General features: G+C 52.2%; 25 protein-coding genes, 1 pseudogene and 1 other annotated feature. Of the genes and pseudogenes, 16 read left to right on the forward strand and 10 right to left on the reverse strand.

Translation table 11 applies throughout. From position 1 onward, the window contains the following. Positions 1-55: 55 nt before the first annotated feature. Positions 56-159, forward strand: a sequence feature (Trp leader region). A gap of 25 nt (positions 160-184) precedes the next feature. From SGR01S_RS02120 to SGR01S_RS02150, 6 genes and pseudogenes are all read left to right on the forward strand, one after another. Beyond that, a complete protein-coding gene (locus SGR01S_RS02120) occupies positions 185-1,747 on the forward strand; it encodes an anthranilate synthase component 1 (protein ID WP_061806392.1) in 1,563 nt (520 codons plus the stop codon). After that, positions 1,747-3,341 (forward strand): annotated as a pseudogene (gene trpD, locus SGR01S_RS24675) (bifunctional anthranilate synthase glutamate amidotransferase component TrpG/anthranilate phosphoribosyltransferase TrpD). The gene SGR01S_RS02120 and the pseudogene trpD overlap by 1 nt, the downstream one beginning before the upstream one ends. A 3-nt stretch (positions 3,342-3,344) precedes the next feature. Next, positions 3,345-4,706, forward strand: coding sequence for a bifunctional indole-3-glycerol-phosphate synthase TrpC/phosphoribosylanthranilate isomerase TrpF (gene trpCF / locus SGR01S_RS02135; RefSeq protein WP_172479813.1), 1,362 nt, complete (start codon positions 3,345-3,347; stop codon positions 4,704-4,706). 28 nt (positions 4,707-4,734) lie between these two features. Continuing rightward, complete coding sequence (gene trpB, locus SGR01S_RS02140) at positions 4,735-5,928, forward strand: tryptophan synthase subunit beta (protein ID WP_172479814.1); 1,194 nt, start codon at positions 4,735-4,737, stop codon at positions 5,926-5,928. Continuing rightward, positions 5,928-6,734, forward strand: a complete 807-nt coding sequence (gene trpA / locus SGR01S_RS02145; protein ID WP_061806396.1) for a tryptophan synthase subunit alpha — start codon at positions 5,928-5,930, stop codon at positions 6,732-6,734. Before trpB ends, trpA begins: the two co-directional genes overlap by 1 nt. 219 nt (positions 6,735-6,953) lie before the next feature. Continuing rightward, positions 6,954-7,268 carry a BON domain-containing protein gene (locus SGR01S_RS02150; RefSeq protein WP_037415857.1) on the forward strand — a complete coding sequence of 105 codons (315 nt, stop codon included), beginning with the start codon at positions 6,954-6,956 and terminating at the stop codon, positions 7,266-7,268. A gap of 47 nt (positions 7,269-7,315) precedes the next feature. Here the strand turns inward: SGR01S_RS02150 and ompW are convergent, their stop codons facing one another. Continuing rightward, a complete protein-coding gene (gene ompW / locus SGR01S_RS02155) occupies positions 7,316-7,960 on the reverse strand; it encodes an outer membrane protein OmpW (protein ID WP_115185164.1) in 645 nt (214 codons plus the stop codon). 283 nt (positions 7,961-8,243) lie between these two features. On the opposite strand from ompW, the gene SGR01S_RS02160 reads away from it, so the two are divergent. After that, on the forward strand, positions 8,244-8,684 hold the full coding sequence (locus tag SGR01S_RS02160; RefSeq protein WP_037415865.1) for a YkgJ family cysteine cluster protein: 441 nt from the start codon (positions 8,244-8,246) through the stop codon (positions 8,682-8,684). A gap of 165 nt (positions 8,685-8,849) precedes the next feature. After that, positions 8,850-9,602, forward strand: coding sequence for a YciC family protein (locus SGR01S_RS02165; protein WP_061806397.1), 753 nt, complete (start codon positions 8,850-8,852; stop codon positions 9,600-9,602). A 47-nt stretch (positions 9,603-9,649) separates the two neighbouring features. On the opposite strand, the gene SGR01S_RS02170 is transcribed toward SGR01S_RS02165, so the two are convergent. Next, complete coding sequence (locus SGR01S_RS02170) at positions 9,650-11,353, reverse strand: SulP family inorganic anion transporter (protein WP_061806398.1); 1,704 nt, start codon at positions 11,351-11,353, stop codon at positions 9,650-9,652. A 234-nt stretch (positions 11,354-11,587) separates the two neighbouring features. Here SGR01S_RS02170 and SGR01S_RS02175 point away from each other — a divergent pair, with 234 nt between their 5' ends. Beyond that, entirely contained in the window at positions 11,588-12,127 is a 540-nt protein-coding gene (locus SGR01S_RS02175; protein WP_037415874.1) for a septation protein A, read from the forward strand. Between the two features lie 75 nt (positions 12,128-12,202). Continuing rightward, complete coding sequence (gene yciA, locus SGR01S_RS02180; protein WP_012145405.1) at positions 12,203-12,631, forward strand: acyl-CoA thioester hydrolase YciA; 429 nt, start codon at positions 12,203-12,205, stop codon at positions 12,629-12,631. A 59-nt stretch (positions 12,632-12,690) separates the two neighbouring features. Here yciA and tonB read toward each other — a convergent pair whose 3' ends face one another. Together tonB and SGR01S_RS02190 are read right to left on the reverse strand one after the other, a co-directional pair. Beyond that, complete coding sequence (tonB, locus tag SGR01S_RS02185; protein WP_061806399.1) at positions 12,691-13,437, reverse strand: TonB system transport protein TonB; 747 nt, start codon at positions 13,435-13,437, stop codon at positions 12,691-12,693. A 237-nt stretch (positions 13,438-13,674) separates the two neighbouring features. Then, entirely contained in the window at positions 13,675-14,328 is a 654-nt protein-coding gene (locus SGR01S_RS02190; protein WP_061806400.1) for an epoxyqueuosine reductase QueH, read from the reverse strand. Positions 14,329-14,509: 181 nt separating this feature from the next. On the opposite strand from SGR01S_RS02190, the gene SGR01S_RS02195 reads away from it, so the two are divergent. Together SGR01S_RS02195 and SGR01S_RS02200 are read left to right on the forward strand one after the other, a co-directional pair. After that, positions 14,510-14,806, forward strand: a complete 297-nt coding sequence (locus SGR01S_RS02195; RefSeq protein ID WP_037425743.1) for a YciI family protein — start codon at positions 14,510-14,512, stop codon at positions 14,804-14,806. A gap of 280 nt (positions 14,807-15,086) precedes the next feature. Next, the gene (locus SGR01S_RS02200; protein ID WP_061806401.1) at positions 15,087-15,350 is read left to right on the forward strand and encodes a hypothetical protein; all 264 of its coding nucleotides are present in this window, start codon (positions 15,087-15,089) and stop codon (positions 15,348-15,350) included. 72 nt (positions 15,351-15,422) lie between these two features. Here SGR01S_RS02200 and SGR01S_RS02205 read toward each other — a convergent pair whose 3' ends face one another. Next, positions 15,423-15,971 (reverse strand): TetR/AcrR family transcriptional regulator, encoded by a 549-nt coding sequence (locus tag SGR01S_RS02205; RefSeq protein WP_037425737.1) that lies wholly within the window; start codon positions 15,969-15,971, stop codon positions 15,423-15,425. A gap of 124 nt (positions 15,972-16,095) precedes the next feature. On the opposite strand from SGR01S_RS02205, the gene SGR01S_RS02210 reads away from it, so the two are divergent. After that, complete coding sequence (locus tag SGR01S_RS02210) at positions 16,096-17,568, forward strand: MFS transporter (RefSeq protein WP_037425735.1); 1,473 nt, start codon at positions 16,096-16,098, stop codon at positions 17,566-17,568. A 196-nt stretch (positions 17,569-17,764) separates the two neighbouring features. Beyond that, on the forward strand, positions 17,765-18,256 hold the full coding sequence (locus SGR01S_RS02215; RefSeq protein ID WP_037425733.1) for a Dps family protein: 492 nt from the start codon (positions 17,765-17,767) through the stop codon (positions 18,254-18,256). 46 nt (positions 18,257-18,302) lie between these two features. Here the strand turns inward: SGR01S_RS02215 and SGR01S_RS23555 are convergent, their stop codons facing one another. After that, the gene (locus tag SGR01S_RS23555; protein ID WP_071593055.1) at positions 18,303-18,479 is read right to left on the reverse strand and encodes a YciY family protein; all 177 of its coding nucleotides are present in this window, start codon (positions 18,477-18,479) and stop codon (positions 18,303-18,305) included. A 252-nt stretch (positions 18,480-18,731) separates the two neighbouring features. Between SGR01S_RS23555 and cls the strand changes: the two genes are divergently transcribed. Then, entirely contained in the window at positions 18,732-20,192 is a 1,461-nt protein-coding gene (gene cls, locus SGR01S_RS02220) for a cardiolipin synthase (protein ID WP_037425732.1), read from the forward strand. Between the two features lie 147 nt (positions 20,193-20,339). Next, positions 20,340-20,663 (forward strand): HI1450 family dsDNA-mimic protein, encoded by a 324-nt coding sequence (locus SGR01S_RS02225; protein ID WP_004945300.1) that lies wholly within the window; start codon positions 20,340-20,342, stop codon positions 20,661-20,663. A gap of 61 nt (positions 20,664-20,724) precedes the next feature. Here the strand turns inward: SGR01S_RS02225 and oppF are convergent, their stop codons facing one another. From oppF to oppB, 4 genes are read right to left on the reverse strand one after another with little or no spacing between them, the layout of a single operon-like run. After that, complete coding sequence (oppF, locus tag SGR01S_RS02230) at positions 20,725-21,726, reverse strand: murein tripeptide/oligopeptide ABC transporter ATP binding protein OppF (protein ID WP_037425729.1); 1,002 nt, start codon at positions 21,724-21,726, stop codon at positions 20,725-20,727. Beyond that, entirely contained in the window at positions 21,723-22,739 is a 1,017-nt protein-coding gene (locus SGR01S_RS02235; protein WP_037425726.1) for an ABC transporter ATP-binding protein, read from the reverse strand. The genes oppF and SGR01S_RS02235 overlap by 4 nt, the downstream gene beginning before the upstream one ends. An 11-nt stretch (positions 22,740-22,750) precedes the next feature. Continuing rightward, the gene (gene oppC / locus SGR01S_RS02240; RefSeq protein ID WP_037425723.1) at positions 22,751-23,659 is read right to left on the reverse strand and encodes an oligopeptide ABC transporter permease OppC; all 909 of its coding nucleotides are present in this window, start codon (positions 23,657-23,659) and stop codon (positions 22,751-22,753) included. A 14-nt stretch (positions 23,660-23,673) separates the two neighbouring features. Beyond that, positions 23,674-24,594, reverse strand: coding sequence for an oligopeptide ABC transporter permease OppB (gene oppB / locus SGR01S_RS02245; RefSeq protein ID WP_037425720.1), 921 nt, complete (start codon positions 24,592-24,594; stop codon positions 23,674-23,676). Positions 24,595-24,613: the final 19 nt, after the last annotated feature.

Below are 24,613 nucleotides of genomic sequence, written 5' to 3' on the forward strand. Positions count from 1 at the left end.
TCCCTGGTTGGATGATAAACAAGAGAGCACAGAAATGAACAAGCAAACTTCTCTTCTTCGTTGGTGGCGTACTTCCCTTTTTCGGGCGGAGTAATCACGCATACCTGTCATCTGACACTGCAGATTCCCTAAGCCCGCTGGTAACGCGGGCTTTTTTTTGGACAAATTTTGACTGGAACGACACATGATGAACATCAAACCACAACTCAAATTACTGAAGGCGGAGGCCAGTTACCGGGGCGACCCCACTACCATTTTCCATCAATTGTGCGGTTCGCGCCCGGCAACCCTGCTGTTAGAATCCGCAGAAATCAACAGTAAGCAAAACCTGCAAAGCTTGTTAGTGATCGACAGCGCTTTGCGCATCACTGCACTGGGTCGCACCGTCACGTTGCAAGCCCTGACAGCCAACGGCGCCGCGATGTTGCCACTGCTGGATGAAGCACTGCCGGCTGAAGTACAAATTCAGGTGCGCCCTAACGGCCGTGAACTGACCTTCCCATTGATTGATGCGATCCAGGACGAAGACGCCCGCCTGCGTTCACTGTCAGTGTTTGATGCACTGCGCACCTTACTGACACTGGTCGACTCTCCTGAAGACGAACGTGAAGCTGTGATGCTCGGTGGCCTGTTTGCCTATGACCTGGTTGCCGGTTTCGAAGACCTGCCTGCGCTGCGTCAGGATCAACGTTGCCCTGATTTTTGTTTCTATCTGGCGGAAACGTTGCTGGTGCTGGACCACCAGCGCGGCGTTGCTCGTCTACAGGCCAGTGTTTTCACTGCTGACACCGCAGAAGAACAGCGTCTGCAGCAACGTTTGGAACAGCTTCAGGCCCAATTAAAGCAGACACCGCAGCCAATTCCTCATCAAAAACTGGAAGGTATGCAACTGAGCTGCAACCAGACCGATGAAGAATACGGCGCAGTGGTCAGTGAATTACAACAGGCCATCCGTCAGGGTGAAATCTTCCAGGTGGTGCCATCACGTCGTTTCTCACTACCGTGCCCAGCACCGCTGGCAGCCTACCAAACGCTAAAAGACAATAATCCAAGCCCGTACATGTTCTTTATGCAGGATGACGATTTCACCCTGTTTGGTGCTTCGCCGGAAAGCGCACTGAAATACGACGCCAACAACCGTCAGATTGAGATCTACCCGATTGCCGGCACCCGCCCGCGTGGTCGTCGTGCCGATGGTTCATTGGATCTGGATCTCGACAGCCGTATCGAACTGGAAATGCGCACTGACCACAAAGAGCTGGCCGAACATTTGATGCTCGTCGATTTGGCACGCAACGATTTAGCGCGCATCTGCCAGGCCGGCAGCCGCTACGTGGCCGATCTGACAAAAGTGGATCGCTACTCTTTCGTCATGCACCTGGTTTCTCGGGTGATTGGCACCCTGCGTGCCGACCTTGACGTGCTGCATGCGTATCAGGCCTGTATGAACATGGGTACGTTAAGCGGTGCCCCAAAAGTGCGCGCCATGCAGTTAATCGCCGCCTCTGAAGGCACCCGACGCGGCAGCTACGGCGGAGCAGTGGGTTATTTCACCGCTACCGGCGATTTGGATACCTGTATTGTCATCCGCTCCGCGTATGTTGAAGACGGTATTGCCACTGTGCAAGCTGGCGCCGGCGTGGTGTTGGACTCTGTTCCTCAGGCGGAAGCCGATGAGACTCGTAATAAAGCACGTGCCGTGCTGCGTGCCATTGCCAGCGCGCACCAGGCCAAGGAGGTGTTCTGATGGCCGATATCTTACTGCTCGATAATGTTGATTCCTTTACCTACAACCTGGTCGATCAGCTGCGCGCCAGCGGCCACCATGTGGTGATTTACCGCAACCAGATTTCTGCCGATGTGATTATTGAACGCTTGCAGCAGTTAGCTCAGCCGGTTCTGATGCTATCACCGGGCCCAGGTACACCGTCTGAAGCGGGGTGTATGCCTGAACTGTTGCAACGCCTGCGTGGCCAGTTGCCGATTATCGGTATTTGCCTGGGGCATCAGGCGATTGTCGAAGCCTACGGCGGTCACGTTGGCCAAGCCGGTGAAATCTTGCACGGCAAGGCCTCGGCAATCAGCCACGATGGCGAAGGCATGTTTGCCGGTATGGTGAATCCCTTGCCGGTGGCACGCTACCATTCACTGGTAGGCAGCAATATCCCGGACGAGCTCACGGTTAACGCCCATTTTAACGAAATGGTGATGGCAGTACGTAATGACCAGCATCGCGTATGCGGTTTCCAGTTTCATCCAGAATCGATCCTGACCACCCATGGCGCGCGTTTGCTTGAGCAAACTCTGGCCTGGGCGCTGGCGAAATAACGAGGGAAACGACCATGCATACTATTCTTGAAAAATTGTACCGTTCTGAGTCGATGAACCAGCAGGAAAGCCAGCAATTATTCAGTGCCATCGTACGCGGTGAGTTAGAGCCAAGCCAACTGGCAGCCGCGCTGATCAGCATGAAAATTCGTGGTGAGCGTCCGGAAGAAATTGCCGGGGCAGCCAAAGCGCTGTTGGCCGATGCTCTGCCGTTCCCACGTCCGGATTACCCTTTTGCCGATATCGTCGGCACCGGGGGCGACGGCACTAACAGCATTAATATCTCCACCGCCAGTGCCTTTGTGGCGGCGGCGTGTGGCGCAAAAATAGCGAAACACGGCAATCGCAGCGTTTCCAGCCGATCAGGTTCATCAGATTTGCTGGCGGCATTTGGTATACGTCTTGATCTGCCGGCGGATCAAGCACGTAAAGCGTTGGATGAGTTGGGCGTATGTTTTCTGTTTGCGCCGCAGTATCACACCGGCTTCCGCCATGCGATGCCAGTACGCCAGCAGTTGAAAACCCGCACGGTATTCAATGTGCTTGGCCCGCTGATTAATCCAGCCCATCCACCGCTGGCACTGATCGGCGTTTACAGCCCAGAATTGGTGCTACCAATAGCGGAAACCCTACGCGTACTGGGTTACCAACGCGCGGCCGTGGTACACGGCGGCGGAATGGATGAAGTGGCGATTCATGCCACTACCCATGTGGCCGAATTGAACAACGGTGAAATTGAGAGCTACCAGTTAACCCCGCAATCCTTTGGGCTGCAAAGTTACCCGCTGGAAGCCCTGCTGGGCGGCTCACCGGAAGAAAATCGTGACATTCTGGCACGGTTGTTACAAGGTAAAGGTGACCCGGCGCACGCTGCTGCGGTAGCCGCTAATGTGGCGCTGCTGCTGAAGTTATTCGGGCATGAAGACCTGCGCCAAAATGCGCAGCAGGCACTGGACATGATTCACAGCGGACAAGCTTACGAGCGCGTTACCGCACTGGCAGCAAGAGGATAAATGATGCAGGAAACCGTGCTCAACAAGATTGTTCGTGATAAAGCGCAATGGGTCGCAGCACGACAGCAACAACAGCCACTGGCCAGTTTTCAAAATGAAATCGTCCCAAGCGAGCGTGCTTTTTACCACGCACTACAGGGAACCAGAACGGCGTTTATTCTTGAATGTAAAAAGGCATCCCCTTCCAAGGGACTGATTCGCGAAAACTTTGATCCTGTAGAGATTGCGTCGGTATACAAGGATTTCGCCTCGGCGATTTCAGTTCTGACCGATGAAAAATACTTCCAGGGTAGCTTCGATTTTCTGCCACTGGTCAGTAAGACAGTGACACAGCCAGTACTGTGCAAAGATTTTATTATCGATCCGTATCAGATCTACCTGGCTCGCTTCTATCAAGCCGACGCTATTTTGCTGATGCTTTCAGTGCTTAACGACGACCAATACCGTCAGCTAGCTGCTGTCGCACATAGCCTAAACATGGGCGTACTGACGGAAGTGATCAGTGAAGAAGAACTGCAACGGGCCATTGCTCTGGAAGCGCGCGTGGTCGGTATCAATAACCGCGATCTGCGTGACCTGAGTATCGATCTGGATCGTACCCGCCAGCTTGCACCACGCGTCCCGCATGGTGTGACGGTGATTAGCGAGTCCGGTATCAACAATTACGGTCAGATCCGCGAGCTAAGCCACTTTGCCAACGGTTTCCTGATCGGCAGTGCCTTGATGTCTGAAACCGATCTGCGCGCCGCCGTGCGCCGGGTGATTTTGGGTGACAATAAAGTCTGCGGGTTGACCCGGGCGCAGGATGCTGCTGCGGCTTATCAGGCTGGAGCCGTCTACGGTGGGCTAATTTTTGTTGGGCGTTCGCCACGCTATGTCGATATCAACCGCGCACGTGAAGTTATTTCCGGGGCGCCTCTGAAGTACGTCGGCGTGTTCTGCGATGCGCAGGTAGATACTGTAGTGAAAACCGTTGAACGTCTGGGCTTGAGAGCCGTACAACTGCATGGTGCGGAAGATCAAAATTATATCACCGCCCTGCGTGCCGAACTGCCGATCGACTGTCAAATTTGGAAGGCGCTGAGCGTGAAAGACCATTTACCGACGCGCGATTTGCAGCACGTCGATCGTTATCTGCTGGATAACGGCGCGGGCGGTACAGGACAACGTTTCGACTGGTCAGTGCTGCACGGTGAAAACCTGGATAACGTCATGTTGGCAGGCGGTCTGGGTGCAGACAATTGTGTTGATGCAGCCAAACTCGGCTGTGCCGGTATGGATTTTAATTCCGGCGTTGAGAGCCAACCCGGTATTAAAGACCCTGCTCGTCTGGCGGCGGTTTTCCAAACGCTGCGCGCTTACTGAACATTATTAACGGATAAAAACGGGAACTATAATGACGCTGCTTAACCCCTACTTCGGCGAATTTGGTGGCCAATATGTGCCGCAGATTCTGATGCCGGCCTTAAAACAACTGGAAGAAGCTTTCGTCAGCGCACAGCGCGACCCGGAGTTTCAGGCTGAATTTATCGACTTGCTGAAAAATTACGCAGGTCGTCCTACGGCATTAACACTTTGCAAGAATCTCACCGCAGGCACTAAAACCAAGCTGTACCTGAAGCGTGAGGATCTGCTGCACGGTGGCGCTCATAAAACCAACCAGGTCTTGGGCCAGGCATTGCTGGCGAAGCGCATGGGCAAAACCGAAATCATTGCCGAAACCGGCGCAGGTCAGCATGGTGTAGCCTCAGCATTGGCTTGTGCTCTGCTCGGCCTGAAATGCCGTATCTACATGGGCGCCAAAGATATTGAACGTCAGTCACCTAACGTATTCCGCATGCGTTTGATGGGCGCAGAAGTGATCCCGGTGCACAGTGGGTCTTCCACGTTGAAAGACGCCTGTAATGAAGCGTTGCGCGACTGGTCCGGCAGTTACGAAACCGCCCACTATATGTTAGGCACCGCGGCAGGCCCACATCCGTACCCAACCATCGTACGTGAATTCCAGCGTATGATCGGCGAGGAAACCAAAGCACAGATGCTGGAACGTGAAGGACGTCTGCCGGATGCCGTCCTGGCATGTGTTGGCGGTGGTTCCAACGCTATCGGTATGTTTGCCGACTTTATCGATGATACCAGCGTTGGTCTTATTGGCGTAGAACCTGCCGGTCTGGGGATTGAAACCGGTCAGCACGGTGCGCCATTGAAACACGGCCACGTCGGTATCTATTTCGGCATGAAAGCCCCGATGATGCAGACCTCAGAAGGCCAGATCGAGGAGTCCTACTCCATTTCTGCCGGACTGGACTTCCCTTCCGTCGGGCCACAACACGCCTACCTGAACAGTATCGGTCGCGCCGAGTATGTGTCGATTACCGATGACGAAGCGCTGGACGCATTCAAAGCGCTATCGCGTAGCGAGGGGATTATCCCGGCGCTGGAGTCTTCCCATGCACTGGCACATGCGTTGAAAATGATCCGTGAAACGCCGCAAAAGGAACAAATTCTGGTGGTTAACCTGTCCGGACGTGGCGACAAAGACATATTTACCGTTCACGACATTCTGAAAGCACGGGGAGAAATCTGATGGAACGTTACCAGCAACTGTTCGACCGCCTGGCAAGCAACAAGGAAGGCGCCTTCGTCCCATTCGTTACTCTCGGCGATCCAAACCCGGCGTTGTCATTGCAGATCATCGATACTCTCGTTGAGGCTGGTGCAGACGCCTTAGAGTTGGGTATCCCGTTTTCCGACCCGCTGGCCGACGGCCCTACCATTCAAAGTGCAGCACTGCGCGCTTTTGCCTCTGGTGTGACACCGACCCAATGCTTCGAAATGTTGGCTGCTATCCGTCAAAAACACCCTACGATCCCGATTGGTCTGCTGATGTACGCCAACCTGGTATTCCATAAAGGTATTGATGCGTTTTATCAGCGTTGTGCCGAAGTCGGCGTTGATTCGGTGCTGATTGCCGACGTGCCATATGAAGAGTCTGCCCCGTTCCGCGCTGCAGCGACTCGCCATGGCATTGCACCTATCTTTATCTGTCCGCCAAACGCAGACGATGATTTACTGCGTGAAATCGCCTCCCACGGTAGAGGTTACACCTACCTGCTGTCGCGTGCCGGTGTCACCGGAACCGAAAGCCGTGCCCAGTTGCCACTGCATCACCTGGTAAACAAGCTACGCGAGTACCATGCCGCACCTCCGTTGCAGGGGTTTGGTATTTCCGAACCTGCGCAGGTTCGCGATGCACTGAAAGCGGGGGCTGCTGGCGCAATATCCGGCTCGGCCATCGTTAAGATTATCGAACAGAACCAAAATCAACCGGCAGAAATGCTGAAGCGACTGGCGACTTTCGTCAGCGACATGAAAGCAGCGACACGGGCTTAATCCCATCAACAACAGGCGCAGTGGATCGCGCCTGTTGTTAACATCTTGTTTCCCCTCAAAGTTGTGCTTTTTTTTTACACCTAAAATTTGTACAAACCCAATTCTTGTCTCACACTTAGCCTTGCGCGTCGGGCATTTCTATATTTTGAGGAGTGCACTACGTATTCAGGTGAAAACCCGAATGTAGTTTCAACAATAACATTGCATGGAGAGTAATTTATGAAGCTATTTAAAACCCTTTCGGTCTTATGCATGGCAGCCGTTGTGGCATTCGCAGTGAGTGCCTGCGCGCCGACAGCGAAATCTGAAGGGACTGGCGGTTATATTGACGATACGGTAGTGACAACCAAGGTGAAGTCAGCGCTGCTGGCGGATAAAACCATCAAATCTACCGAAATCAGCGTTGAGACCTTTAAAGGCCGCGTGCAACTGAGTGGTTTTGTCAGCTCAAGCGCCGATGCCAACCGCGCAGTGCAGGTAACACGTGGTGTAGCGGGTGTGAAATCCGTTGATAACGTTATGCAAATCAAGTAGCGATAAAAAAACGGAGGCGCAGCATGCGCCTCCCTGTTTCACACCTGTCAGAAGCGATAACCTGCCCCGAACATAAACACCCACGGATCCAAACGCGTATCAATGCTGTGGTGATTACCGTCCGCATCATCAAAGCGGGTCTTGGTCTCAATGTTCATCCACCACACTGACATGTTCAGCATCCAGTGCTCATCCAGGTTGTAATCCAGGCCCGCTTGCGCAGCCACACCCCAAGAATCTTTTAGACTCAGGTTGCTCAGCCCAGCGCCTTTACCATTGTCATTGAATTTTTCATCAAAGAAAGTGGTGTAGTTAACACCCAGACCCAGATAGGGACGCAGTTTGTCCTGCTTGTCGCCAAAATAGTACTGTGCCATCAAGCTCGGTGGCAGATCGCGTACTGTCGCGATGTCACCGTTCACTGCCGAACCATTCAGCCCAACCTTGTGACGAAACGGCGTTGCTGCCAACAATTCAACACCAATATTGTCTGTAACCATATAGCCGAAGGTCAGCCCGAGTTGGGTGTTATTATCGGCGCTGAATGATCCCTGCCCCAGCACGTCGTCAGATCCGGCATTTGGCCGTACCGTTGCCGCGCCAGCGCGGAAAAGAAAATCACCTGCCTGATGCGCACTTGCCAACATAGGCGCCATCATCGCCGCCAATACCACCAGAGTTGTCTTTTTCATTATCCATTCCATTTGTGTGGTTATCATCCAAGGGGAATATACCTACTTACGGGTATTTATGATCCCATCGAGATCACATCTTATGTGTAAAAGTTTTAATTCCTACTAAAAACAAGGTTACCTAAGGGACTAATAAATCAAGGATTGATCTGAATCAAAAAACGCCTTTTGTTGCAAATTATCCACATGTTTAAATTTCAGTTGCTAAAAAAAACGCCGCTGCGTAATTTCATCTTCCGTGTTGGTTTTGGTTGGTGCCGTAAGGAGTCGGTGAGCAATCAAGATGAGCGAAATTCTAAATCCCTGTGTCAGTTGCGGCGCGTGCTGCGGCTATTTTCGAGTGTCATTCTATTGGGCCGAAGCGGAAGATGGCGGCGGCGTGGTTCCTATATCCCTTACTGAGCCGTTAACCCCCTTCCTGCGCTGTATGCAGGGGACCAACAGCAAGTCCCCACGCTGTACCGCACTCGACGGTGAAATCGGCAAAGCTGTTTCTTGCTCTATTTACCTCAATCGTCCCAGCCCATGTCGCGAGTTCGACCAGTCCGGAGAAAACGGTCTGCGCAATGAAGCCTGCGATCGTGCCCGCGAACGTTATGGTTTGCCGCCTTTGCCCGTTCCCTTGGCTTTATCCTTGCCAATAACGGTGATTGCCGAAGAAATCGCCGCAGTGCAACTCGCGGGGTGCCACAGCAGCGCGGAACAGGGTACAATCGCCCACTGATTTTTGATTTATACCCAAAATAATTCGAGTTGCATCGCGGCGGCAACAAAACGCATCCCCTGGCGCATACGGTAGTACGTGACCAGGGTCAGCGCAGGAAGCCAACAAAAATGCAACTTGAAGTATGAAAGGTATCTCTCTGTTTCTCGATACCAAGGAGTCTGCATGCCTATCACGGCCAACACGTTGTACCGTGACAGTTTCAATTTTTTCCGTAACCAACTGACCAGTATCCTAATGCTGGCGCTGTTGACCGCGTTCATTTCTGTGTTGCTCAATCAGGCTTTCAGCCCTGACGTTGAGCAGTTGAAAATTCTGAGCGCAACGGAAGGTGACTTTGCTGCATCCGCCGGTATGGGGATCCAGGAAATCATTCAACAAATGACCCCAGAGCAACAAATGGTGTTATTGAAGGTCTCAGCCGCCGCCACGTTTTCTGCATTAGTGGGTAACGTGTTGCTGGTGGGTGGGATGTTGACGCTGATTCGCCTGGTTTCCCAGGGGCAGCGTATCAGCGCACTGCGCGCTATCGGGGCTTCTGCACCGGAGCTGCCGCGTCTGCTGCTGCTGCTGTTTATCTGCACGTTGTTGACCCAACTGGGCCTGACGCTCTTTGTCGTGCCTGGCGTGATCATGGCAATCGCTTTCTCGTTGGCGCCGGTCATTACCGTTACCGAGAAAAAAGGCGTCTTTGCCTCGATTAAGCTGAGTTGCAAGTTGGCATTTGCCAATGCACGCGTGATTGTTCCAGCCATGATGCTCTGGCTGGCCGCAAAACTGCTGGTGCTGTTTTTGGTGAGCCACCTTTCAGTGCTGACGCCAAACGTCGCTAGTGTAGTGCTGACTGCGCTGAGCAACCTGGTTTCCGCACTGCTGCTGATTTACCTGTTCCGTCTTTATATGCTGCTGCGCAGTTAATCTTGCGGCAGGAACCTAAAAGGCACGCTTCGGCGTGCCTTTTTTGCTTATTGGGCTGCAGGCGGCTCTGCCTGCTCTTTGCTCTGAATCAACTTCAGGGCCAGGTATAAATCCGGTACCAGGATTAATTCCCGGTCGCGCCCTAGCCGATTGATACGGAACCAGCGTGTCAATTCGGTTCGCCGCCCAGCCAGCACCAACTTAACGTTACGCTGTAACAAATCTCGCTTTAATTCGTCGATCGCGGCCAGCACACTGATATCCGCATGGGTAAAACTGGCGACTGCATCCACAACCACCCAGCGCGGTTGAAACGGTGTACTGTCCACCAGATTAAGTATCCGTCGTTTGAAATAGGCCACATTGAAATAAGTCAGCGGCGAGTTGAAGCGATACATCATCACCCCTGGCACCACCTTTATGCCGTTATTGTTGCCCATTGAGTGGATCATACCTTCATCATTGACACCCAAGAGCTGTTCAGTCGGACGAAACACCGTGCGCAGAAACTGCATCAAACCTAACAACACCGCCAACCCAATGCCACTGATCACCCCCACCAGCAGTACACAAAGGAAGGTAAACATCGCCAACCTGAATGCCTGAGCATTGCGACGCCGCATCACCCAGATACCGCGGATATCCAGCAGAGACCAAGCAGCATACATCAGCACCACACCCAAGCCCGCCACCGGAATGAATTGCAACGGTGCCATCAGGAATAGCAAGACGAAAGCGATCACTGCCGCTGCAATGATCGATACCAACTGACTTTTACCACCATTAGCATCATTGACTGCGGTACGCGAATCTGCCCCGCTGATGGCGAACCCCTGCGACAGCGCCGAGACGATGTTCACTAACCCGAGTGCACGGAATTCAGCATCCGCATTCACCTCATAACCGTTTTTCGCCGCAAAGCTGCGAGCAGTCAGCATCATACTGACAAAGCTCACCACCGCGAGGTTAAGTGCCGGGATGACCATGTCACGCAGCAAACCTGGCTGGAAATCTGGCCACTGTACGATAGGCAACACATCACTGAATCCCCCCACCGTCACCACACCATGTTGTTGCAACCCGCCAACCCAGGTGACAAAAGTAACCAGAACGATAGCAAATAACGGCGCGGGCCAGTTAGGGCGCCATTTTTTGAACCCGATCAGCGTAACCAGGGTCAATAACGATACCGCCATCGTTAGCCAGTCGCTGTGCATCAGATTGCCCGGCAATGCATAGATACGTTCAATCAATTGCGCCGGGTGCACGCCAAATCCGAACACCTTGCCAATCTGATCGACAATGATGGTAATCGCCACGCCGTTCAGCAAACCGCTGAGTATTGGCCGTGAGAGCAAGTCGGCCAGTGCGCCCAGCTTGAAGCGGCTGGCCAACAGACACCAGGCCCCCATCATCGCCGTCATCATAATAGTCAACTGCCAGTGGCGCTCCATATTACCCGCAGCTAACGGAGTCACGACGGCAGCAATGACGGCACAAGTCGCTGCGTCTGGCCCCACAATAAGCTGGCGCGAGGATCCGAAAAACGCGTAGGCAACCATCGGTAAGATACATGAATAGAGCCCGACTACTGGGCTGACTCCGGCCAATTCGGCGTAGGCAATCGCCACCGGCAATGCCACGGCAGCAACGGAAAGTCCGGCGCGTATGTCCGGTTTGAGCCAACTGCGTTGATACCCTAATAAATGCGTCAAACCGGGCGTAAGCGCCTGGAGAGATTTCCACTGCATAAACTATTTTCCGTTATAAATTATCCGGCTATTATTGCGCGTATCATGCGATGCCAGTGCCGTGCTGGCAATCTACCCGCCGCGAACTCGCGACCTCAATCGTAAGTTTATGCAAATTCCTGCTTTCATGGCGGAAATCCGGTGGCTAAACGCCGATAATCAGCACTTTCCAGCGGTACACAGAGACCGCCAAATCCGGTATAGTCGGCCGATGAACAGATGATGGATTGATTTATGAAGCAGTTTCTTGATTTCCTCCCGTTAATTGTCTTTTTTGCATTCTATAAGCTCTACGATATCTACGTTGCTTCTGGTGCGCTGATTGTCGCTACGGCTCTGGCGTTAGTGTTCACCTGGTTCAAATACCGCAAAATCGAAAAGATGACGTTGATCACCTTCCTGATGGTATTGGTGTTCGGTACTCTGACGTTGGTGTTCCATAACGATTTGTTTATCAAATGGAAAGTGACAATCATCTACAGCCTGTTCGCGCTGGCGTTACTGATCAGTCAACTGGTGCTCAAAAAGCCGCTGGTTCAACGTATGCTGGGTAAAGAGATAACGCTTCCCGATAGAGTCTGGAACAACCTCAACCTGGCTTGGGCCGTGTTTTTCCTGGCTTGCGGCTTGGCAAATATTTACGTGGCTTTCTGGCTACCTCAGAGTGTGTGGGTTAACTTTAAAGTGTTCGGGCTGACCGCGCTGACGCTGATATTTACCCTCCTCAGCGGCGTGTATATTTATCGGCACATGCCGGAAGAACAGAAAAAATAGTTACAAAATTGTTAATGCCCGTGGCCTTTGCTACGGGCAGTATAGTGAAATCCCTTCATTGATAAGCAGACAGCTATGACTCAACAACGACCTTTACCTAGTGGCGAAATGGTGCTGCGAACGCTGGCGATGCCGGCAGATACCAACGCCAACGGTGACATTTTTGGCGGCTGGCTGATGTCGCAGATGGACATCGGCGGCGCTATCCAGGCGAAAGAAATTGCCGAAGGCCGCGTCGTCACCGTGCGTGTCGATGGAATGACCTTTCTGAAGCCGGTCGCGGTGGGTGACGTGGTGTGTTGCTACGCGCACTGCATTCGCACCGGACGCAGCTCCATCACCATCAATATCGAAGTGTGGGTCAAGAAAGTGTCCTCTGCCCCAATCGGTCAGCGCTACCGTGCAACCGAAGCGGTGTTTACCTATGTAGCCGTGGATGACGAAGGTAACTCACGTGCCCTGCCAGATGGCAAGATGAACTTCCGCGTCGGCTTCGAAGAATAAGCTGAGATGCAGGCAGTAAAAAGGGTCGCCATGGCGACCCTTTTTTATAGGTATCAATATCAGTTCAATTCCGTGGTGCCGTTAATTTTAAAGCGAATGTTTACGGTACGATCTTTCGCTTCTTTGGCTTCATAACGCCACTTACGTAATGCCTGTTTCACTTCACGCTCAAACATATTGCGTGGTTCTGCTGACAGGATACGTACGTTACTCACGCGACCATCACTGTCGATATCAAACTGTACCCGCACATTGCCTTCAATTTGTAAGGCTCGGGCGCGTGGTGGATAAATCGGGTCAGCGCGGCTGATCGGTCTCGGCCCCACATCACGCGAATTTCCCTGGACCGGTGCTGAAGGTGCCTGTTTCACCGGCGCTTTATCGATAGCCTTAGCCGGTTCGTTGTTTTCAAACGGTGACGGCTCACGCGGTTCCGTTTTCTGCGGCTCGCGTTTAACTGTTTTTTCGACCTTCGGTTTAGGTTTTGGCTTCGGCTTAGGTTTTACCGGCTCAGGCTTCAGGATCGCCTTCGGTGGCGGCTCAGGAATGGGTTCCGGTTCCGGCTCGGGTTCAGGCTCAACCTGCGGCTCTGGCTCAGGTTCGGCTGGCGCAGGCGGTGGCGGCTCCGCCATCGCGGCGGTATTGACCATCATGACGCTGATCGGCGCATCTTCTGGTTTCGGTAACTCCATCACTTCCTTGACGGAAGCATAAAGTAAACCCACCACCAGGGCGCTATGTAAGCCAACTGACAGGACAATCGGCACGGACAAACGACGATTAAGGAACATCTTTTTTAGCGGCATAATGATTCTGTTTCCTCTGGTTCGCCAAGTTTAAATGCAAATAGCAATCATATTCAATAACGAATGGCAAACTATCGCTCTAATCGTCATTAATCATCGCTAAAACCTGCAAACTCATGGGGATATTAACCTTTCATTTGCCTTTTAACTGAGGCTTTTACACGCTTTATTAACCTGATTTACCGTGATTAAAATAAAAAAACCCGCCTTAGCGGGTTATCTTTCACCAATGTAGCGCTATTCTTCATCACCATAATACAGCACACCCAACTTGATCAGCGGTCTGCCCTGCGCTTTACGGTGCAAGTTGGTATCGCGCAATGAATAGACACAGCCGCAGTACTCCTGCTGATAAAAGCGCTCACGCTTGCTGATATCAATCATCCGCGACGCACCGCCTTTTTTGCGCCAGTTATAATCCCAATACGCCAGGTCTGGATACTTTTCCGCCGCGCGTATGCCGCAGTCTGTAATTTGCTGCATATTCTTCCAGCGAGATATGCCCAGCGAACTGGAAATGGTGTCGTACCCGTTTTCGTGCGCATAAAGTGCCGTGCGTTCAAAACGCATGTCGAAACACATGGTGCAACGGATCCCACGTTCTGGTTCGTTCTCCATGCCTTTAGCACGGGCAAACCAGTTGTCAGTATCGTAGTCGGCATCGATGATAGGCACACCATGTTGCTCAGCAAAACGGATGTTCTCGTCTTTACGCAATAGGTATTCTTTTTGAGGATGAATGTTCGGGTTATAAAAGAAAATGGCGTATTCGATTCCAGAAGCCTGGATCGCTTCCATCACCTCACCGGAACAAGGCGCACAGCAAGAGTGCAGCAGCAGCTTGCGTTTGCCCGCAGGTAAGTCGAGTTTTTCTCTAACCAGTTCCGTCATTTCCTCACCTCTCAACCCTTGTCCTATTAAATCGCGCGGCCGCACTATACGAATAAAAACGAGTCGCTTCAAGGTATAAGCGCCAGCCATAGGCAAATCCCAGCGGGCAGGCATTCCCTTGTATCCCCTTTTGCGCTACTTTAAATTTACCGTTCTATAGCAATGATTTTAAAGGTGAAACATGCTTTATCTGATCTACGCGCAAGACGTGCCCAACTCATTGGAAAATCGCTTATCAGTGCGCCCTGCACATCTGGCTCGCCTGCAGGCATTGCGTGATGAGGGCCGCCTGGTAATTGCAGGTCCAAATCCCGCCATCGACAGCAACGATCCTGGCAGTGCCGGTTTCAGCGGTTCTACTGTGATTGCTGAATTCGCTTCATTGGCAGATGCTCAAGCTTGGGCCAAGCAGGATCCTTACGTCGCCGCAGGCGTATATGCTGACGTGACGGTAAAACCCTTTAAGCAAGTATTGTAGTTTAGGTTCTGCTTAAGCGGGTTAGGCATGGCACCTTTCCCGCTCTATATCGCAGACAAAAAAAAGCCAGCACGGAGTGGCTGGCTAAAGGGTTCTTCGAGGGAATATCTTGTTCGGTAACGTTACTCCCTTCACCTCTCGGTTCGCCATCTATTGATGTAATAGGTAAACCCACTTCTTTTTTGGTCGCTGAATGGAATATTCCCCGTGTTGTCCTACACTTGAGCCGTAGTCAGAGCACAAATTTATCAATTCTTTCTACCTTCCAAAAGGAACAGTGATGAAAGCAACTAAATATCTCTTGGCAGCACTGGCATTTGCCTCTTTCTCTTCCATGGCAGCCATCGAAATTACCAAAGAAGAAGCGGCGAAACACACCGAAATTGGGCCGGTTACCATCTCACAAGACGGTGATGACACCGTTGGTATCGACCATACAAGATTGTCTAAAGCGGTCGATGAAAAAGGCGGTAAGTACTACGTCATTATTGGCCGTGAAGGGAAAACCACCTTCGAAACCATCAATGCCGTAGCCTACAAATAATACCGGCATACCTGGTGAAATATTAACGCGGCGGGCAGGCGATGCCGCGTTAATCGTGAACATCTCCAGCTATTATTTATCCTGTTGCAATACCACTGACTGAACATCCGCGAACATGCTGTCCCACTCTGACTGGTCAATGTCCATCAAACCAAAGAATCTCAACATAAATGCACCCTCAGTCGCCAGGAAAGCCACCCGCGCACGCTTGCCCTCTTCGGTCGTTAAATCCAGACCGGTAATCCGGCTGCGGTACCAATCTCGTGTGCTGTCCAAATGCTCAGGGGTTTGGATCAAGGTTGCCATCAGACCTGCCGCCTTAGCGCTGGAGGCTTGATCAGAGCTCCGGGTTGCCTGCATATGTGCTTGTACTGTGGTCGTGGCAGAGGGATTTTCCCCGGCAATGGCATCAAACACCTTGTCATACGCCTTGCCCCAACGTTCAAACATTGCGTCAATTAACGCATCTTTGCTACCAAAGCAGTACTGCACCCCGCCCTTGGAAATTCCCATTGCCTTGGCAACGGAATCAATGGTCAGCCCGGCGGCACCTTGGGTAGCAACAATCTCTTCAGCCACATCCAAAACCTTGTCACGATCGATGCTGCGTTGACGTCCCATTGATAAACCCTCTTTTCAATACATATGTACGGATATATATTACAACCAGTATACCACCCGAAGCCTTTGGGTGGTTACCTAATGGCAACGCATCCGCGTCGCCCGCTTTTTTTGGAATAATATTATGCACGTAAACAACCGTTGGTTGATCCTGGCAATGATCTCCAGCGCGCTATTTTTGATCATCATCGACATGACGGTGTTATACACCGCCTTGCCACGACTCACGCAGGCGCTGGATGCCAGCGCGTCACAGAAATTATGGATCGTAAATGCATACCCGCTCGTGGTCGCTGGTTTATTGCCCGGCGCAGGTATGTTGAGCGATCGTATTGGTCATAAACGGCTGTTTATTGCTGGGCTGCCTGTTTTTGCCGTCGCCTCTCTGTGTGCAGCCTTTTCTCCGTCGGCCGAATGGCTTATTGCCGCCCGAGTGTTCCTTGCAGTTGGCGCAGCAATGATGATGCCGGCGACCCTGTCCATCGTCCGACATGTATTCACCGACGAGCGTGAACGCGCCTTGGCGATTGGTATCTGGGCCGCCGTCGCTTCCGGTGGTGCTGCCCTCGGCCCTGTGGTTGGCGGCGTGTTGCTGGAGTATTTCTGGTGGGGATCGGTGTTTTTGATCAACGTCCCTGTCGTCCTGCTGGTACTGCCACTGGCGTGGCGGTTGATACCTCACTGCGGAGGAGAAACTCAACGTCCCTACGATATTCTTGGGTCGGTACAGATCATGGCAGGTTTGGTGGGCTGTATCTATGCACTGAAAGAGCTGAGTAAAGCGTCACCCTCCTTTACTGCATTAGCGTTTGCCGCCACGATCGGTATTTTGGCGCTTTGGTTGTTTGTCCGCCGCCAACGACAGCTGCCTTTCCCGATGATCGACTTCTCTTTGTTCAAGAACCGGTTGTTTGCTGGTGGTGTAGGGGTAGCGTTGGTGTCAATGGTGGCACTGGTGGGCGTGGAGTTGGTGTTAACCCAACGCTTACAGTTAGTGCTTGATTTGAGCCCATTACAGGCCGCGCTGTTTATTCTGCCGATCCCACTGGCATCCGCCTTGGCTGGCCCACTAGCCGGTTTATTACTACCGCGCTACGGTGAGCGCAACATGATACTTGGCGGCTTACTCCTGACAGGGCTCGGTATCGCCGGTCTGGCCCTGCTTTATCAAAGCAGCCTGATGTTGCAGTTGGTTTGCCTGTTTATCGCTGGCTTTGGTATTGGCGGCGCCATCACTGCCGCATCAACCGCCATCATGCTGAATGCCCCGGAAGAGAAGTCCGGTATGGCGGCATCGATCGAGGACGTCTCCTATGAACTTGGCGGGGTTCTGGGTATTACACTACTCGGCGGATTGATGACGGCTGTTTATAGCCACAGCCTGGTGCTACCAGATAATTTATCGGTGAGTAACATTGCCTACGACAGTATCGATGAAGCCCTAAGATTGGCCGCCAATCTGGCTGTCGAACAAGCAGAACAGCTTAAACGACTTGCGCGCCTGGCCTTCGACCGTGCATTTATCGTCGTTTTGTTTACTGCGGCGTTACTGATGGCGGTGGGTGCTGGCGTGGCAAAAATGGCCTTGCGCAAGTAATGACACAAAGCCGCTTTTGTTGTTAACGCATTCTGCTTAAACTGATTTGGCAATTTGCTTTACGGATTTACCGGCATTGGTTTTAGCGATGGCAGTGATGCCTTTGAACGACTTTAACCACAAGATAAATCCGGTTACTGTGTTTGTTATGGATATTGTGTGACTCATCGAAACAAATAATCAGGAGAAGATTATTATGGCAACGACGAAGAAAGCAGCGAAAAACCATATCGGCCTGGACAGTAAACAATCGGCAAAGCTATCAGAAGCGTTAAATGCGCTACTGGCGAATTATCAGGTGCTGTATATGAACGTGCGCGGTTATCACTGGAACATTTCAGGCCCGCACTTTTTTGAACTGCACGTCAAATTTGAAGAGACCTATAACGATCTGCTGACCAAAGTTGATGAACTGGCAGAACGTATTCTTACTCTGGGTTCACAACCGCGTCATGCTTTCAGCGATTATCTGAAAACTTCCGACATCAAGGAAGATACTAACGTCACTGATGATAAAGGCACGCTAACAGGGTTGCTGCACGGTTATTCAGTGCTGTTGCAACAGCAACGCGAACTGCTGGCACTGGCCGCTGACGCAGGCGATGAAGGTACTGCCTCACTGATGAGCGACTACATCAAAGAGCAAGAAAAGCAGGTTTGGATGCTTAACGCTTATTTGGGTAAATAACCCTTACTGCACTAAACAAAACAGTCCCCTTAGGGACTGTTTTCGTTTACCACTCGTACGCCACCACAAACAGCAATGAACGCCGGTGCTGGTCATCCAGGCGTCGCCGCACCCGAATAATATGCCGATTACTGCACGACTGGCGCTCCAACCAGCGATGCCTACGGCGCTGACTCTGCCGCAACATCCGCCAGCGGCCCACCTCGTTTCTACTGCGTCTCATCGTTTCGTTACTCGTTCGTCAAATGCCAACGGCGGGCATTATAGCCCTTTCACCGCACGATCCAAGCCACAGTTCGCTGCTTTTCACCTTCTCTGAGCGGCATGATAACCGGGACAAAATGTTTTTTTATTTACAGCAAGTCCCTTAAGCCAATCATATTTTTGCAACATAAGCGCCGAGAAAAGGTTTCACCTTTACCATTCTGTGCGTACACTCATCATTGGTGGTTTGCGAACGGGATTTTTCGCCTTTATGACAACATTTTATACCGTAATCAGTTGGCTCATGGTATTTGGTTACTGGCTACTTATCGCCGGGGTGACGCTGCGTATCTTGATGAAACGCCGGGCAGTACCATCCGCGATGGCTTGGCTGCTGGTTATCTATATTCTGCCGCTGTTTGGTATCGTGGCTTATTTATCTTTTGGTGAGTTGCATCTGGGTAAACGCCGCGCTGAACGCGCCAAGGCGATGTGGCCCTCGACCGCACGCTGGCTCAGCGAATTAAAAGAGAGCCAACGTATCTTCGCCACCGACTACAGTGAGGTCGCCAGACCTCTGTTCCAACTGTGCGATCGCCGCCAAGGTATTGACGGCGTGAAAGGCAACCAACTCCAATTACTCACCACCACTGACTCAACGCTGAAAGCGTTAATCCGTGATATTGAACTTGCACGCCATAATATTGAGATGGTGTTTTATATCTGGCAGCCCGGCGGCTTGGTTGACCAGGTGGCCGAATCACTGATGGCTGCTGCACGCCGTGGTGTGCACTGCCGCCTGATGTTGGACTCTGCCGGTAGCCTGCAATTCTTCCGCAGCCCCTATCCTGGCATGATGCGCAATGCCGGTATCGAAGTGGTTGAAGCGCTCAAAGTTAACTTGTTCCGTGTATTCCTCCGTCGAATGGACTTACGTCAACACCGTAAAGTGGTGCTGATCGACAACTATATTGCCTACACCGGCAGTATGAATATGGTTGACCCACGTTACTTCAAACAGGACGCAGGTGTCGGCCAGTGGATCGATCTGATGGCGCGCATGGAAGGCCCGGTTGCCAGCACCATGGGCATCGTTTACGCCTGTGACTGGGAAATCGAAACCGGTAAGCGCATCCTGCCACCACCGCCGGACGTCAATATTATGCCGTTCGAACAGGAAAGCGGTCACACCATTCAGGTTATCGCCTCCGGCCCCGGCTTCCCGGAAGAAATGATCCACCAAGCCCTGCTAACCGCGGTTTACTCAGCGCGTGAGCAGTTAATCATGACCACCCCCTATTTCGTACCAAGTGACGATCTGTTACATGCCATTTGCACAGCCGCACTGCGTGGTGTTGAAGTCAGTATTATTGTCCCACGCGACAACGACTCAACCATGGTGCGCTGGGCAAGTCGCTCTTTCTTCTCAGAGCTTCTGGAAGCAGGCGTGCGTATTTATCAGTTTGAAGGCGGCCTGCTGCATACCAAAAGCGTACTGGTCGACGGCCAACTCAGCCTGGTCGGCACGGTGAATCTGGACATGCGCAGCCTATGGCTAAACTTTGAAATCACATTGGTGATCGACGACGACGGTTTCGGCAGCGATTTAGCCTGTGTGCAAGATGACTATATTGCCCGCTCGCAGTTGTTGAACGCCAAAGAGTGGCAGAAACGGCCGTTCTGGCATCGTATTGTTGAGCGCCTGTTCTACTTTTTCAGCCCGCTGCTGTAAATGCCGTAGCGGCCATGCTTTATACCCTTACCGTAGATGGCAGCATACAGCACCGCCACCTATCTGAGGATGAATGAGCTGGTCGCCTAGCTACAACTTGAAATTCATAGGGTATAATGAGGAATCATTTGTTATCAGGATTTAATTATGGATTTGAATAACCGCCTTACTGAAGACGAAACGCTGGAACAGGCTTACGACATCTTTTTGGAGTTGGCTGGCGACAATCTGGATCCGGCGGATATTCTGCTGTTCAACTTACAGTTTGAGGAGCGCGGTGGCGCAGAGCTGTATGATCCGGCAGAAGACTGGTCAGAACATGTAGATTTTGATCTGAATCCGGACTTCTTTGCCGAAGTCGTGATTGGCCTGGCGGATAGCGACGGTGAACCGATCAACGACGTCTTTGCCCGCGTCTTGCTCTGCCGTGAGAAAGACCACAAGCTCTGCCACATTCTGTGGAAAGAGTGAGTTGCCATCCGGCATAAAAAACCCGCCCATTTGGCGGGTTTTTTATTGGCAAAGGTACCGCTTACAGTGGATCAACCTTGAGACATGACACCGCATGGCGGAAGCTGCCTTCCAGCAGCGGGCGCGTCTTGGCGCATTCCGGTCCGGCAATCGGACAACGAGTGCGGAACACACAGCCGGATGGCGGGTTAATGGGTGAAGGCAGTTCCCCTTCCAACAACTGGATCTGTTTCTCCTTCTCCTTGTCCGGATCCGGGATCGGCACCGCCGACATCAACGCTTTGGTATAAGGGTGCTGCGGGTTATGGTACACCTCGTCATAAGTGCCCAGCTCCACGGCATGGCCCAGATACATTACCAACACGCGGTCAGAGATGTGTTTTACAACCGCCAGATCATGAGCGATAAAGATCAGCGATAGGCCCATTTCACGCTGCAGTTGCTGCAACAAGTTGACCACCTGCGCCTGAATCGACACGTCCAGCGCCGAAACCGGTTCATCGCAGATCACCAACTTAGGTTCGAGGATCAAGGCACGTGCAATACCGATACGCTGACACTGTCCTCCAGAGAACTCATGCGGGTAGCGGTTGATCAGGTTAGGCAGCAGGCCCACCTTCAGCATCATCGCTTTAACCTTGTCCTTCACTTCCTGGCGCGGCATTTTCGGATAATAAGTACGCAGAGGTTCAGCGATAATTTCACCGATCGTCATGCGCGGGTTCAGCGACGCCAGAGGATCCTGGAAGATCATCTGAATATCACTACGGGTTTTCCGCCAGTCCATATCGCTCATGCCGAGCAGATCTTTACCTAACCAAGCAACACGCCCGCTAGTGGCTTTTACCAGGCCGATAATGGCGCGGGCAAAGGTTGACTTGCCACAACCCGATTCACCCACCACGCCCAGAGTTTCCCCTTCAAACAGACGCAGCGTTACGCCATCAACCGCCTTTAGCGTTTTCGGCGGCTGCCAGAACCACTGTTTGTCATCATGAATGTCGAAATGCACTTTCAAATCGGCCACTTCGAGCAACACTTTTTTGTCGGTTACCGTACTCATACCAACGCCTCCACCGGTTTAAAGCAGGCACGCAAGCGCCCTTCACCAAACTGCTCCAATGGCGGAGCACTCGAACATTGCGGCATCGCGTACGCACAACGTGGCTGGAACGGGCAGCCTTTCGGCAGACGCAGCAGATTCGGCGGGTTACCTGGAATGGTCATCAGTGCCTCGCCTTCGGCGTCCAGACGCGGTACTGCATTCAGCAAGCCGATAGAGTACGGATGGCTCGGATGATAGAACACATCACGTGCACTGCCATATTCCATGGTCCGACCGGCGTACATCACCAGCACTTTATTACAAATGCCGGCCACAACGCCCAGGTCGTGGGTAATCATAATGATGGCAGTGTTGAACTCGCGCTTAAGCTCGTTCAGCAGCGTCATGATCTGCGCTTGTACAGTCACGTCCAGCGCGGTAGTCGGTTCATCGGCGATGAGCAATTTCGGCCGGCACAGCAACGCCATCGCGATCATGACACGCTGACGCATGCCGCCGGAAAACTCATGCGGGTACATACGCATACGCTTACGTGCTTCCGGCATTTTAACCGCGTCCAGCATGCGGACAGACTCTTCAAATGCTTCGCTTTTGCCCATTTTCTTGTGCTGCATTAGCACTTCCATCAACTGCTCACCCACACGCATATAAGGGTTGAGAGAAGTCATTGGGTCCTGGAAGATCATCGAAATCTCTTCCGCACGCAGCTTATTGAGCTGTTTTTCCTCCAGATTGAGGATTTCCCGGCCATTAAATTTGGCCGAACCACCGATGCGCCCGTTGCTGGCCAGAAGCCCCATCAGCGCGAAGGCCGTCTGGGATTTACCTGAGCCAGACTCCCCCACGATACCGAGTGTTTCGCCGGCACGCAGATCAAAATTCAGATCGTTTACGGCTGTCACATCACCGTCCGGGGTACCGAAGGTCACGCGCAGATCTTTTACATCCAACAACAACGACGACTTAACGGCGGTGTTGGTTTGCAATTGTGGATTTTCAATGGTGCTCATGATTGCACTCCTTAACGATCTTTCGGGTCGAGGGCGTCACGCAAGCCATCGCCGATAAAGTTGAAACAGAACAGAGTGACAACCAGGAAACCCGCCGGGAACAGCAGCAACCACGGTGAAACTTCCATCGAGTTAGCGCCATCGCTGAGCAATGCCCCCCAACTGCTTAAAGGTTCCTGAGTACCCAGCCCCAGGAAGCTAAGGAAGGATTCAAACAAGATCATGCTAGGCACCAGCAAGGATGCGTAGACCACCACGACACCAAGTACGTTCGGCACGATATGGCGCAACACGATATTGCGGCTCGAAACCCCACACACCAACGCCGCTTCGATAAATTCTTTACGTTTCAGACTCAGAGTCTGTCCACGCACGATACGCGCCATATCCAGCCACGACACCATGCCAATCGCCACAAAGATCAGCAGGATATTTTGACCGAAGAAGGTCACCAACAGGATCACGAAGAACATGAATGGGAAGGAGTTGAGGATCTCCAGCAAACGCATCATGACCGAGTCAATTTTACCGCCCAGATAACCGGACATTGCGCCGTACAGTGTTCCAACAATCACCGCCACCAGCGCAGCCGATACACCAACCATTAATGAGATACGCCCACCAATCGCCACGCGCACCAACAAATCACGACCGGATGAGTCTGTACCAAAGTAGTGCCCCGATTCAAAGCTTGGTGCGGCCGACATCATCGCCCAGTCAGTATCGTCATAGGCAAACTGTGATAACCACGGAGCCACTATGACAAACAGGGTGATCAGCGCCAACACAAACAGGCTGCTCACCGCTGCGCGGTTATGCACAAAGCGGCGGCGGGCATCCTGCCACAGGCTGCGCCCTTCCACTTCGAGCTTTTCGCTGAAGTTCTCCAGAGCCTCGCTGTTCTTTTTCGTCAACATCATTTGCGTGCTCCAGCTTAATAACGAATTTTTGGATCGATAACGGCATACAGCACATCAACGATCGCGTTAAACAGAATGGTCAGGCCACCCACCAGAATGGTCAGGCTCAATACCAGAGAGTAGTCACGGTTCAACGCGCCGTTAACAAACAACTGGCCGATACCAGGCAGACCGTAGATAGTTTCGATCACCATCGAGCCGGTGATAATGCCGACAAATGCCGGGCCCATATAAGAAAGCACCGGTAATAACGCGGGTTTCAACGCATGGCGCAAAATAATGCGGCGCATCGGCAACCCTTTGGCGCGAGCAGTACGGATGAAGTTTGAATGCAGCACTTCTATCATCGAACCACGCGTGATACGGGCGATACTGGCAATATAGGCCAGTGACAACGCCACCATTGGCAAGATGATAAATTTCGGCGCACCGCCGTTCCAACCGCCACCTGGCAGCCATTTCAGCGTGATGGCGAAAATCAGTACCAATAACGGCGCCACCACGAAACTGGGTATCACCACCCCGGTCATGGCAAAGCCCATCACCGTATAGTCCCATTTAGTATTTTGATTCAACGCGGCAATGACGCCGGCACTTACCCCCAGGACCACCGCCAGCAAAAATGCGGCAAGACCCAATTTGGCAGATACCGGGAAAGAAGCAGCCACGAGGTCATTTACCGAATAATCCTTGTATTTGAATGATGGCCCGAAGTCCCCCTTCGACAGCTGAACCAAATAATGGCCATACTGCTTCCAGATCGGATCGTTCAAATGATATTTGGCCTCGATATTGGCCATCACTTCTGGCGGCAACGCGCGTTCGCCGGTAAATGGACTACCGGGTGCCAGACGCATCATAAAGAATGAAATGGTAATAAGGATAAATAGTGTCGGGATCGCTTCTAACAAGCGACGAAATATAAATTTAAGCATTGCCCTAACCCTGTGCTGC

This window comes from Serratia grimesii NBRC 13537, from assembly GCF_001590905.1.
In the GTDB taxonomy this organism is placed as follows: domain Bacteria; phylum Pseudomonadota; class Gammaproteobacteria; order Enterobacterales; family Enterobacteriaceae; genus Serratia; species Serratia grimesii.